Source organism: Kitasatospora sp. NPDC057595 (assembly GCF_042800875.1).
GTDB lineage: Bacteria > Actinomycetota > Actinomycetes > Streptomycetales > Streptomycetaceae > Kitasatospora.
Genome location: NZ_JBHVGL010000020.1, coordinates 141,748 through 153,268, shown reverse-complemented (window position 1 = coordinate 153,268; position 11,521 = coordinate 141,748). Strand labels below are relative to the sequence as shown.

Here is an 11,521-nt window from a genome sequence, read left to right as displayed (position 1 = left end):
GATGGTGGTCACTTGGCACCGCCCTGGCCCGGCTTGGTGTCGCCCGGGTCCTGCAGGTGCTCGATCAGGGTGTCCCGGCGGGTGCGGTACTCCTCCTCGCTGATCTCACCGTCGGCGTACCGGCGGGCCAGGCTCGCCAGCGGGCCCTCCGGACCGCCCGGCCAGCCGCCGCGCCAGCCCGGGCCGCCGCCCCACGGGCCGCCCCACTGACCGGCCCACGGCGGGCCCCACGGCCCGCGCCGGCCCCAGCCGCGGCGACGCAGCACGGTGAACAGGGTGATCAGGACGAGCAGCCAGAACAGCGGGAAGATCAGGAACCACGGGCCCGGGCCGCCCCCGTTCCACGGGCCCCAGCCGTCCCGGCAGATCGTGTCGGCTAGCAGTGCGGTGCTCTGCATGTCGGTCAACTCCTCGGTGGGCCCCGCGGGTTCGGACGGGGGCCGCGCTCCGGCCCCGGACCGTTCCCGAGGCCACCACGAGCGTCCCGCCGGGAGGGGGTCCGGCGCGTCCTCCGGGGAGCGGCACCGGGGGTACGACGCGGGGAGTACGGGGCGGGGGCGGTGCTGCTCCCGCCCCGCCCCGGGCCGCACCCGGTCGGCGAGCGACCGGCGGGCTACAGCCAGCCGGGACGGACCAGGCCGGACTCGTAGGCGAGGACGACCAGTTGGGCGCGGTCGCGGACGCCGAGCTTCACCATGGCGCGGCTGACGTGCGTCTTGGCGGTGAGCGGGCTGACCACCAGGCGGCGGGCGATGTCGTCGTTGCTCAGGCCCATGCCGACCAGGGTGAGCACCTCGCGCTCGCGGTCGGTGAGCGAGGCCAGCAGCCGTTCGCTCGACGCGGGCTCGCGGGAGCGGCTGGCGAACTCGTCGATCAGCCGGCGGGTCACGCCCGGGGAGAGCAGCGAGTCGCCGACGGCGGCGACCCGTACCGCCCGCAGCAGGTCGGCCGGCTCGGTGTCCTTGGCCAGGAACCCGGCCGCGCCCAGCCGCAGCGCCTCGAAGATGTACTCGTCCAGCTCGAAGGTGGTCAGCACCACCACCCGGACCGCGGCCAGTTCGGGGCGGGTGCAGATCCGCCGGGTGGCCTCCAGGCCGTCGGTGCCGGGCATCCGGATGTCCATCAGCACGACGTCCGGCCGCAGTTCCTCCACCAGCCGGACGGCCGCCTCGCCGTCGTCGGCCTCGGCGACCACCTCGATGTCCGGCTGGGCGTCGAGCAGGGCCCGGAAGCCCGCCCGGACCAGGACCTGGTCGTCCGCCAGCAGTACCTCGATCATCCCGACCGCCCCTTCTCGCTCGCCGTGCCCTCCCCCGCCGGGTCGGGCAGCCAGGCCCGCACCCGGAAGCCGCCGCCGTGCGGTCCGGCGGTCAGCTCGCCGTCGAAGGCCGCGGCCCGCTCGCGCATGCCGACCAGGCCGTTGCCGGAGCCGCCGCCCTCGCCGCCGGCGGCCGGGCCCGGGTCGTCCACCCGGAGCAGCAGCCCCCGCGGGGAGGACCAGTCCATCAGAACGGTGGCGGTGCGCGCGGCCGAATGGCGGATGACGTTGGTGAGCGCCTCCTGGACGATCCGGAAGGCGGCCAGCTCCACCTGGGTGGACAGCGGCCGGGCCGTACCGGCCGTCTCGATGGTGACGGTGAGCCCGGCGTGGCCGGCCTGGGTGACCAGTTCGGGCAGCCGGGCGAGCCCCGGGGCCGGAGTGCGCGGGGCCTGGCCGTCCGGACCGCGCAGGGTCCCGAGCACCTGGCGGACCTCGCCCAGCGCCTCCTTGCTGGTCGCCTTGATGACGGTCAGCGCGGCGCGGACCTGGTCGGGGTGCTCGTCGATGAGCTCCAGGGCGACCCCCGCCTGCAGGTGGATCACCGAGATCGAGTGGGCCAGGATGTCGTGCAGTTCGCGGGCCATCCGCAGCCTTTCCTCGGCGGCCCGGTTCTCCTCGGCCTGCCGGCGGGCCAGCCGGCGGGCGGCGAGCTGTTCGCCGCGGTTGCGCATGATCTCGGCGCCGGCCAGGACCAGCAGCAGCCAGGCGGCCGCCCCGGCCTCCTGCCACCAGCTGGGGCCGGGGCCGGGCGCGCGCTGCCAGTCGTGCGGCAGCAGGTGGGAGCTGGACAGGTGGACCAGGTAACCGGCGCCCAGCGAGATCCAGGCCCACCGGCGGCGGCCTCGCGCGAGCGCGCCGTAGACGGCGACGCCGAGGCTGAGGAACACCGGGCCGTACGGGTAGCCGGCCAGCAGGTAGCCGGTGGTGACGGCGGTGACGGCGGCCACCACCGGGCCGGGGTGGCGCTCGCGCAGCAGCAGCAGGGCCGGGCCGAGCAGCAGCAGCGCGTACCCGGCGGCGTCCAGCGCGGCCCGGTCCGGCTGCTGGCGGGCGGCGGCGGTGGAGCCGACCACCTGGACCAGGGCGACCAGGAGCGCGGAGACCCGCGTCCAGGACGGCCTGGTCCACGGCGGTCCGCCGTAGGGGTAGTGGTCGGTGCTCATGTACGGAGGAGGTTCACCGCCCCGGCGCCGCGGCGGCGGGACGCTTGGTGCGCGCGGCGCGGGCCTCGGCGGCGAGGCGCCGGCCGCGCTTGGTCATCCCCCAGGGCTTGACCACGGAGAGCACGGTGGCGACCAGGTAGATGGTCAGGGCCACCGAGGGGGCGATGACCAGGACGTGCGGGGCCCGGCCGTCCGGCGGGACGGTGCCGGCGGCGACCTGGCCGGCCGCGTCGTGGATGAAGGCGCGCAGCGCGAAGATCGAGGCCAGGGTGGCGGCCAGGGTGAGCCAGAACTTGGTGGCGACCCAGCGGTACCGCAGCAGGCCCCAGGTGGTGCCGAGGGACAGCAGCACTCCGGAGAGCAGCGAGACCAGGCTGACCGGGATCAGCAGCCAGTCGGCGAAGATCTGCTGGGCCAGGTAGGCGGCGCGCACGGTGTCGGGGTCGTCGGAGAAGCGGCCGGCGATGCCGAGGGCGAGCACGCCCGCGGTCAGGCCGAGCCAGCCGACCGAGAAGGCGACGTGCACGACCAGCCAGACCCGGCGGGCGTGCCGGGGCAGCCGCAGGCGCCCGGCGCGGTCGGCCGGGGGCGCGTCGGGGGCCACCGGCGACTCCCCCGCGGTGGCCCCGGTCGGGGGCACGGAGGTGGCGGCGGCGGGCGGACCAGGAGGTGTGGGCATCGGCTTGTGCTCCGGAGGGCGAGGGGCGACGCGGGCCACGGGCCGGCGGCCACCGGGGTGGATGGTGTGCGGCCGCCGGCCCACGGCTTGGGTGATCCGCGGGATCACTCCCCACTCTGCCCGGTCCGCGGGGGCCGGGCATCGCACCGCGGGAGTAGCCGCCCGTACCGCTCGTTGAGTACGGACGGACGGGCGGCCTGGTCGGCGGTCGGTGGACGAGCGGTCAGTACGCGATCTCGACGACCGCGCGCCGGGCGGCCGGGTCGCCGAGCGCGCCCAGCAGGTAGTGCGCGAGGTCGGCGCGGGATATCGACCAGGCCCCGGGCAGCCGCCGCCCGGCGGCCGTGCGGTAGCGGCCCCGGGCCCTGCCGCCGGTGAGCCGGGCGGCCCGGACCAGCGTCCAGTCCAGGCCGGTGTCGGCCAGCAGCACCCGCTCCATCCGCGCCATGTCCGCGTACGGCCGGCGGAGCATCGGGTGCAGCACCCAGGAGGTGAGCGCCCGTTGCAGCGGGGCGGCGCTCCACGGCGCCGGGCTCATGCTGGTGGTGGAGACGCACAGCAGCCGGGCCACCCCGGCGGCGTGCATCGCCTTGAGGATGTGGCCGGTGCCGGCGGAGTAGACGGTGGTGTCGGCCCGGCTGTAGCCGATGCCGAGCGCGGAGACCACCGCGTCCGCGCCCTCGACGGCACGGGCCACCGCCTCCGGGTCGAGGACGTCGCCCTGCCGGATGGTGGTCGGCCGGGCGTCGGCCAGGGCCAACGGGTCGCGGGCGAAGGCGACGGTGGAGTGCCCGGCCGCGGCGGCCAGCTCCAGGAAGTGGCGGCCGGTGCCGCCGGTCGCGCCGAAGACGACGATGTTCACGGTGCGTTTCCCCCTTGATCCCTTGATCCCTGGGTCCCTGGGTCCCTGGGTCCCTCGGTCCCTGAATCGCTCGGTCGCTCGGTCAGCGGTGGCCGCGCCGAGCGCGGCCGACCCGCGCCGCGGACGTGCCGCGGGTGGGCCGGCCGCCGCCGGGGGTCATCAGTTGGCCACCTCGACGCGCCGGCCGTAGGTGGCCGCGTCATCCAGATGGGTGACGATGTAGTCGGCGACGTTCGCCCGGGCGACGCGCGAGGCCTTGGGGAGGTGACCGCCCACCACCGCCTGGTAGTTGGGCGTGGCCGGCCCGTCCGTGAGCATCGGCACCCGGACGATCGTCCAGTCCAGCGGGCTGGACTCGACCTCGTCCTCCATCCGGCCGAGGTCGAGGTGGATGTTCCGGTAGACCCGGTCCACCACGAACTCGGCGACGAAGCGCTGCATCGCCGGCAGGTGCTTGGTCTCCAGGCCCGCCGAGGACATCGTGACCAGCCGGCGCACCCCGCCCGTCCGGGCGGCCGCGATGACGTTGCGCACGCCCTCGGAGAACACCGTCGTCGTGGTGCGGCTGGTCACGCCCAGCGACACCACCACGGCGTCCTTGCCCGCCAGCGGACCGGTCAGCGAGTCGACGTCGAACACGTCGCCGCGCACCTTGGTCAGCCGCTCGTGCTCGACCGGCAGCTTGGCCGGGTCGCGCAGCAGGGCGGTGACGCCGTGCTTGTTCTCCAGGGCCTTCTCGACCAGCAGCCGACCGGTGCGGCCGGCCGCTCCCACCACGACGATCTCCATGACTTTCCTCCTTGCCGGGGCCGGCGGCAACTTCGTGCCGCCGGCCGTGAGTTGACCTTCTCTTACACCGACGGGTCCTACCGTAGGGAAAACGCGAGCAGCGCGCCGCCCGAGGCGCTCGGGTACTGCGGGTAGTACGCCGCCTGGACGTAGAGCATGCCGTCGGCGACCACCGCGCCACCGCCGCCGGAGAGCGCCGTGCCGTGCGCCGGAACGCCGTTGACCGTGGTGAAGTCGCGGACCACGTCGTACTGCCAGAGCACCGCGCCGGTGCTCGCCGAGAAGACCCGCATCTTGCCGTCGGCGTTGCCCTCGTAGACCAGGCCGCGACTGCTGCTCACCGCGGGCGTGAAGCCGCGCTGGCAGAGCTCCGGGTTGGCGGCCGAGCCGCCCCACTGGCAGCCGTCGGCCGGGCTCTCGGTCTGCCAGAGGATCGCGCCGGTCGCCGGGTCGAGCGCGTACAGGGTGCCGGGGTTGGCGAACCAGGTGGCGACGTAGAGGCGGGTGCCGTCGTAGCTGGTGCCCCACTGGATGCCCGAGCTGCCGCCCTGGGTGTTGGGGTTGGCGACGACCGCGCGGTCCCACACCTTGGCGCCGGTCAGCGCGTCGTAGACGTGGTAGACGCCGTTCTTCTGGCCGATGCCGACCACCCGGCGGTTGCCGATGCTGAAGACGTTGGCGCTGGCGCCGAAGTCCCAGTCGTGGTCGGTGCCGTTGGCCTTGCTGGGGCAGTAGGCGTCGGCGCCGGCCATGCCGCAGGCGACCGTGAAGGTGTCCGGGAAGACCTCCTGGGCGCGCCAGCGGACGGCGCCGGTGGCGGCGTTCAGGGCGAGCAGCGAGTCGGTGTCACCGGCCGCGCCGCTGTAGTTCTGGCCGGTGCCGACGTAGACGGTGCCGCTCTCCCGGTCGATCACCGGCGTGCTCCAGACCGCGACGCCGGAGGGCTCGTAGCGGTTGGCGCCGTTCGGCCAGGTGCCGACCAGCTGCGGCTCGGGGGTGGTCCAGTGCCGCCAGGTGAGCTGCCCGGTGGCCGCGTCGACGGCGACGACCGAGCCGCGGAAGGTGCAGCAGGGGTAGGTCAGGTCGAAGGTGGCGCCGGACTCCCGGCTGGATATGCCGATGTAGACCTGGCCGTTGTAGACCAGCGGCGAGCTGGTGATCTGGGCCTGCGGGTGGTCGTCGAGCTTCAGCGACCAGCGCAGCGCACCCGTCCAGCGGTCGAGCGCGTAGAGGTAGCCGCGGTTGTCGCCGAAGTAGACGGTGTTGCCCTCGACGGCCGGGCTGCTGCGCACCGGGTCGGGGCTGCTGGTGGAGTGGGCGCCGGCCACCGGGGCGACGTCGAAGGTCCAGCGGGTCGCGCCGGTCCGGGCGTCCAGGGCGTGGAAGGTGCCCTCGACGCCGCCGACGTACAGGGTGCCGTCCACCACGGCGGGCTGGCTGCCGAGGAAGACGCCCGGGACCTTGGCGTGGCCGAAGGCCCACTTCAGGTCGAGGTTGGCGACGTTGGACGGGGTGATCCGGTACTCCTGGCCGTTGAACCGGCTGCCGGCCGGGTCGAACTGCCAGCTGCTCCAGGCGCCGGATCGCGGGCGGGCCTCGGTGTCCTCGGCACCGGCGCCATTGGTGGCGGCGAGCAGGACGAGGGCGGTCAGCAGGGCCACCAGACTGGTGCCGAAGCCGGCTATCCGGGGCCGTCTGGGTTGGGACACGTGGATCAACTCCTCGGTGAGGGCGAGCGGTTCACGTACGGTCCGGGGTGCCGGCCAGGCCGGCGGCGGCCTCCGCGTGGGAGAGCACGGCAGCGCAGTCCAGCTCGCCGAGGCCGGCCTCGGCGGCGGCCACGAGGGTGTCGTGGGTGGCGTCGCAGACGGGGGTGTCGACGCCCAGGCGGTCGGCCTCGGCGGTGGCCAGCCGGAGGTCCTTGCGCATCAGGTCGAGCCTGAACTGCGGTTCGCCGTAGGCCCGGCGGCGCATCACGCCGGCCTTGTAGCGCATCACCGGCGAGCTGAAGCCGCTCTCGCTGATCATCGACAGGGCGAGCTCGCGGTCGATGCCGGCCCGCTGGGCCAGCGTCACGGACTCGGCGAGCACCTGCATCTCGACGCCCATCAGCACGTTGAGCATGACCTTGGCGGTGGCGCCGAGGCCGCTCGGGCCGAGGTGGCGGATCTCCTTGGCGAGCGGCTCCAGCACCGGGCCCAGCCGCTCGAAGGTCTCGGCGGATCCGCCGACCATGAAGCGCAGTTCGCCGTCCTTGGCGTGCTGGCCGTTGCCGATGATGCAGGCGTCGACGGAGCTGCGGCCGCGCCCGGCGACCCGCTCGGCCACCGTGCGGGCGAAGTCCGGGGAGACGGTGCTGGTGTCCATCACGATGCCGTGCGCGGGCAGCGTCTCCAGCACCCCGCCGGTGCCGAACAGCTGCTCCTCGACGGCCGCCTCGGAGGCGAGGCTGAGCAGCACCACGTCCACCCGCGCGGCCAGTTCGGCCGGGGTGGCGGCGACCTCCGCGCCGCGGGCGGCAAACGGCGCGGTGCGCTCGGGGGTGCGGTTGTGGACCACGATCCGGTGGCCCTGGTCGAGCAGCCGGGAGGCCATCCCGCCGCCCATCACGCCGAGACCGATGACACCGATCCTGGTCGCCGGGGGTATGCCGGGAGTGGCCGCGGGCGGGAGGTCCCGGGAGAGTGCACGCCGCTGGCTGGGTATGTCGGCCATGGAGTCGACCCGCTTCCTGGTGGGCTGGTCGCGCCGGGTTCCCGGCGCTCGGAGTGCGGCGGGGAAGGCCGTGCCAGACACCCCGCCCCACCGCGGCCGGGGTGCCGACTGCTTGTCCAGCCTAGCGGGTGAACACTCACTCCGCGATGGCTTCCGGCGTCCGTTTCGAGCCGCATCGTTTGCTGAGGTGTCGTCAACTGTCGTTCCCGGGCACCCTGGAGTGCCCGGGAACGGTCCGAACAGACCTCCTCCCCCACCGCCGGGGGTAACGGTGGGGGAGGAGGGGCAGCGGTGGCGAACACCGGTCCGACCGGTACGGTCCGGCCGCCGCGGTCAGCCGGTCGCCGTCTCCGGGCGCCCGCCGGCCGCGGAACCGGGCTGAGCACCCGGGGCACCTGCGGCGCCCTGCTGGCCGGCCTGGCCCGCCGGGGCGCCCTGGCCCTGACCCTGACCCTGCCACTGGCCGCCGCCCTGGCCCTGCTGCTGACCGCCGGGGCCGCCCGGGCCACCGGGGCCCTTGCCGCCGGGCGCGCCCATCGGCGCCCGCATCGGCCGCTCCTGGAGGAAGACCACCACCAGGGCACCGACCAGCGCGATGACCATGCCGATCAGGTAGACCACGTGCAGCGACTCGGCCAGCGCGGCGGCGACACCGTCGCGCACCGGCGGGGCCTGCGCCCGGACCTTGGCCGGCGCGGTCAGCAGGCCGTCCGTACCGAGCCGCTCCAGGGCGTCCGCCGGCACCTTCTTGGGCAGCCAGTCACGCAGCTGGGAGTTGAGGATCGCGCCGAAGATGGTCACACCCATGGCGCCGCCGAGCGAGCGGAAGAAGTTCGCCGCGGCCGTCGCCACGCCCAGCTGCCGCATCTCGACGGAGTTCTGCACCGCCACGATGAGGACCTGGGTGACCAGACCGAAGCCGATGCCGAAGACCGCCAGGAAGACGCCCGCGGAGACCTGCGAGGAGTCCGCCTTGAGCGTCGACATCAGGTAGAGGCCGACCGCCATGACCAGCAGGCCGACGATCGGGAAGAGCTTGTACTTCCCGGTCTTCTCGACCACCTTGCCGGAGAGCGTCAGGCTGGCCACGGTGGCGAGCATCATCGGGACCAGCAGCAGGCCGGACTCGGTGGCGCTGTCGCCGTTGGCGATCTGGAGGAAGAGCGGGGTGTAGACGGTCGCCACGAACAGCGAGACCGAGGTGAGGAAGAGGCCGAGGGTGGCCACCAGGACCACCGGGTCCTTGAAGAGCGCCAGCGGGACGACCGGCTCGCTGGCCCGGTTCTCCTGCCAGACGAAGGCGCCGAGCAGCAACACCGCGAGCACCAGCAGGCCGATGATCTGCACCGAGCCCCAGGCGTACTGGTCGCCGGCCCAGACCGAGACCAGCAGCACCGAGACGATGGCCCCGCTGAGCAGCGCCGAGCCGAGGTAGTCCAGCTGCTTCTGCTGCTTGCGGACCGGCAGCTTCAGCACCGAGCTGACGATCAGCAGCGCGACCACGCCGATCGGCAGGTTGATGTAGAAGATCCACGGCCAGGACAGGTGGTCGACGAAGGCGCCGCCGATCAGCGGGCCGACCACGCCGGCGAGCACGAAGCAGGACTGCGCGTAGCCCTGCCACTTGCCGCGCTCGCGCGGCGGGACCAGCTCCGCGATGAGGGCCATGGCCAGCGCCATCAGGCCGCCCGCGCCGAGCCCCTGGAGGGTGCGGAAGCCGATCAGCTGGCCGATGTTGCCGGAGATCCCGGACAGCGCCGAGCCGAGCAGGAAGATCGTGATGGCCGACTGGAACATCAGCTTGCGGCCGTAGAGGTCGCCCAGCTTGCCCCAGAGCGGCGTGGCCGCGGTGGCGGCCAGCATGTAGGCGGTGACGACCCACGACAGGTGGGTCACGCCGCCGAGGTCACCGGCGATGGTCGGCAGGGCCGTCGCCACGATCGTCTGGTCCAGGGCTGCCAGGAACATGGCAAGCACCAGGGCAGCGAAGATCGTCAAGAAGGTTTTACGTGGCACTTCCGGGGCTGGTGCTGCGTACGGGGCGCTCATGGGGTACTCCTCGAGGAGGCGCTCGCCGGCTCGGAGTCCTTGCTCCAAGCTTGAATTCGTATAGACTATACAATCAAAATTAGCCGTCAAGGGCCAACGTCAAGGGCGACCACCGGCCGCCCGGAGGGGCAGCTAACGATGAGTCAACTGCAGGGAAAGATTGCGCTGGTGACCGGTTCCACCTCGGGCATGGGGGCGGCCGCCGCGGCCGCCCTGGCCGCCGCGGGTGCGCACGTGGTGGTCTCCGGCCGCCGCGCTGAGCTGGGCAACGCCGTCGTGGAGCGGATCCGCGAGAAGGGCGGACAGGCGGAGTTCATCGCCGCCGACGTCACCGTCGAGGATGACGTCGCCCGGCTGGTGGGTACCACGGTCGAGCGACACGGCCGGCTGGACATCGCCTTCAACAACGCGGGCGGCGGCGGGGCGTTCGGCCCGCTGGACCGGGTTCCGGCGGACGCCTTCACCCAGGTGATCGCCGTCAACCTGATCGGCACCTACCACTCGCTCAAGCACGAGATCGCCGTGATGCGGGCGAACGGCGGCGGCAGCATCATCAACAACGCCTCCACCGCCGGCGTCCAGGGCACCGCCTTCGGCCTGGGCGCGTACACCGCGGCCAAGCACGGCGTGGTCGGCCTGACCCGGGCCACCGCGCTGGAGGCCGGCCCGGCCGGCATCCGGGTGAACGCGCTGATCACCGGGCCGGTGGACACCGAGGACTTCCGCCAGCGGGTCGGCGGCCAGCCGGGTGCGCTGGAGCGGGCCGGGGCGGCCACCGCGCTGGGCCGGATCGCCACCGAGGAGGAGGTCGCCAACGCGGTGGTCTTCCTCGGCAGCGACGCGGCCAGCTTCGTCACCGGCTCGCTGTTCGGGCTGGAGGGCGGCATGACGGCCGGCGTCACGGCCGGGACGATGGGGCGGCCCGGCGGCGGCGCTCCGGGCCAGGGCCAGGGCGGCCCCGGCCAGGGCGCTCCGGGTCAGGGCGCTCCGGGCGCCGGACGCCCGGGCGCCAGCTGACCCGAGACCGTCCACGGGCGGTTTCCCGGCGTACCACCCATTGCCAGCAATCCACCCTCCGAGTATTTTTTCGATATGCTCGTGAAAACCACAAGGAACACCGAAGAGTTCATATCCGAAACCGGTGAGTGGATTGCTGGCAACCCGGTCGAGAATTCCATCCTGCTGACCATGCTGGCAGCGGCGAAATTCCGGCCGCCGACCGCCCCGCCGACCAACTGGAGCCGTGTCGAGGACCCCGCGTCCGACGGCGGCCCGGTGGTCGGCGCGGCGGCCTTCACTCCCCCGCACCTGGTCGTGCTGAGCGGCATGCCGACCGCCGCCGCGGCCGCCCTGGGCGCCGAGCTGGGCGCCGGCCCCGATCCACTGCCCGGCGTGATCGGCTCCGACCCGGCGTCCGGCGCCTTCGCCGAGGCCTGGTCGAAGACCACCGGCCGCCCGGCCCGGGCGGACCGGCGCGAACTCGTGCTGTGCCTGGACGGTCCGGCCGCGCCGAACGAGCGGCCCGCCCCGTCCGGGCAGTCCCGGGCCGCCCGGGCCGAGGAGTTGGAGCTGCTCACCGACTGGTGCCTGGAGGCCGCGCACGGCGCACGGCTCAGCCGGGAGATCGCCCGGCGCTCGGTCCAGGGCCAGATCGCCGGCGGCCTGCTGCGGGTCTGGGAGGACGACGGGCAGCCGGTCGCCGCGGTCGGCCGGACCGCCGCCGTCGCCGGGGTGGTGCGCTTCAACCCGGTGTACTCGCGGCCCGAGGCCCGCCGGGGCGGCTACGTCCGGGCCCTGCTCGCCGAGGCGGCGACCGAGCTGCGCGCGGACGGGCTGACCGGCCTGGCGGTGCTCGGCGAGGCCAACACGGCCGTCCAGGGGCTCTTCACCTCGCTCGGCTTCCGGCCCGTCGGGGGCCTTTCGGAATACCGCTTCGACTGATC

General features: G+C 74.0%; 11 protein-coding genes. 2 read left to right on the top strand and 9 right to left on the bottom strand.

Annotated elements, in window-relative coordinates:
• Positions 1–8: 8 nt before the first annotated feature.
• The 9 genes from ACFU9E_RS27155 to ACFU9E_RS27115 form a co-directional block, all read right to left on the bottom strand.
• On the bottom strand, positions 9–398 hold the full coding sequence (locus ACFU9E_RS27155; RefSeq protein WP_380683995.1) for an SHOCT domain-containing protein: 390 nt from the start codon (positions 396–398) through the stop codon (positions 9–11).
• Between the two features lie 215 nt (positions 399–613).
• A complete protein-coding gene (locus ACFU9E_RS27150) occupies positions 614–1,279 on the bottom strand; it encodes a response regulator (RefSeq protein ID WP_380683993.1) in 666 nt (221 codons plus the stop codon).
• Positions 1,276–2,484 carry a sensor histidine kinase gene (locus ACFU9E_RS27145; protein ID WP_380683992.1) on the bottom strand — a complete coding sequence of 403 codons (1,209 nt, stop codon included), beginning with the start codon at positions 2,482–2,484 and terminating at the stop codon, positions 1,276–1,278. The genes ACFU9E_RS27150 and ACFU9E_RS27145 overlap by 4 nt, the downstream gene beginning before the upstream one ends.
• A gap of 13 nt (positions 2,485–2,497) precedes the next feature.
• Positions 2,498–3,163: a DUF2269 domain-containing protein gene (locus tag ACFU9E_RS27140; RefSeq protein ID WP_380683991.1), complete on the bottom strand. Its 666-nt coding sequence runs from the start codon at positions 3,161–3,163 to the stop codon at positions 2,498–2,500.
• Between the two features lie 223 nt (positions 3,164–3,386).
• On the bottom strand, positions 3,387–4,025 hold the full coding sequence (locus ACFU9E_RS27135; RefSeq protein WP_380683990.1) for an NAD(P)-dependent oxidoreductase: 639 nt from the start codon (positions 4,023–4,025) through the stop codon (positions 3,387–3,389).
• A 159-nt stretch (positions 4,026–4,184) separates the two neighbouring features.
• Positions 4,185–4,814: an NAD(P)-dependent oxidoreductase gene (locus ACFU9E_RS27130; RefSeq protein WP_380683989.1), complete on the bottom strand. Its 630-nt coding sequence runs from the start codon at positions 4,812–4,814 to the stop codon at positions 4,185–4,187.
• Positions 4,815–4,891: 77 nt separating this feature from the next.
• Positions 4,892–6,523 carry a PQQ-binding-like beta-propeller repeat protein gene (locus ACFU9E_RS27125; RefSeq protein ID WP_380683988.1) on the bottom strand — a complete coding sequence of 544 codons (1,632 nt, stop codon included), beginning with the start codon at positions 6,521–6,523 and terminating at the stop codon, positions 4,892–4,894.
• A 31-nt stretch (positions 6,524–6,554) separates the two neighbouring features.
• Complete coding sequence (locus ACFU9E_RS27120; RefSeq protein ID WP_355364935.1) at positions 6,555–7,529, bottom strand: NAD(P)-dependent oxidoreductase; 975 nt, start codon at positions 7,527–7,529, stop codon at positions 6,555–6,557.
• A 333-nt stretch (positions 7,530–7,862) separates the two neighbouring features.
• Entirely contained in the window at positions 7,863–9,497 is a 1,635-nt protein-coding gene (locus ACFU9E_RS27115) for an MDR family MFS transporter (RefSeq protein ID WP_380683987.1), read from the bottom strand.
• 249 nt (positions 9,498–9,746) lie between these two features.
• Here ACFU9E_RS27115 and ACFU9E_RS27110 point away from each other — a divergent pair, with 249 nt between their 5' ends.
• Together ACFU9E_RS27110 and ACFU9E_RS27105 are read left to right on the top strand one after the other, a co-directional pair.
• A complete protein-coding gene (locus tag ACFU9E_RS27110) occupies positions 9,747–10,595 on the top strand; it encodes an SDR family NAD(P)-dependent oxidoreductase (RefSeq protein WP_380683986.1) in 849 nt (282 codons plus the stop codon).
• Between the two features lie 171 nt (positions 10,596–10,766).
• The gene (locus tag ACFU9E_RS27105; protein ID WP_380683985.1) at positions 10,767–11,519 is read left to right on the top strand and encodes a GNAT family N-acetyltransferase; all 753 of its coding nucleotides are present in this window, start codon (positions 10,767–10,769) and stop codon (positions 11,517–11,519) included.
• Positions 11,520–11,521: the final 2 nt, after the last annotated feature.

Excerpts from the sequence above, each read along its gene's own strand:
- ACFU9E_RS27115 (WP_380683987.1), bottom strand. The coding sequence starts at position 9,497 with ATGTTCCTGGCAGCCCTGGACCAGACGATCGTGGCGACGGCCCTGCCG.
- ACFU9E_RS27155 (WP_380683995.1), bottom strand. The coding sequence starts at position 398 with ATGCAGAGCACCGCACTGCTAGCCGACACGATCTGCCGGGACGGCTGG.
- ACFU9E_RS27120 (WP_355364935.1), bottom strand. The coding sequence starts at position 7,529 with ATGGCCGACATACCCAGCCAGCGGCGTGCACTCTCCCGGGACCTCCCG.
- ACFU9E_RS27150 (WP_380683993.1), bottom strand. The coding sequence starts at position 1,279 with ATGATCGAGGTACTGCTGGCGGACGACCAGGTCCTGGTCCGGGCGGGC.
- ACFU9E_RS27145 (WP_380683992.1), bottom strand. The coding sequence starts at position 2,484 with ATGAGCACCGACCACTACCCCTACGGCGGACCGCCGTGGACCAGGCCG.
- ACFU9E_RS27105 (WP_380683985.1), top strand. The coding sequence starts at position 10,767 with ATGCTGGCAGCGGCGAAATTCCGGCCGCCGACCGCCCCGCCGACCAAC.
- ACFU9E_RS27130 (WP_380683989.1), bottom strand. The coding sequence starts at position 4,814 with ATGGAGATCGTCGTGGTGGGAGCGGCCGGCCGCACCGGTCGGCTGCTG.
- ACFU9E_RS27140 (WP_380683991.1), bottom strand. The coding sequence starts at position 3,163 with ATGCCCACACCTCCTGGTCCGCCCGCCGCCGCCACCTCCGTGCCCCCG.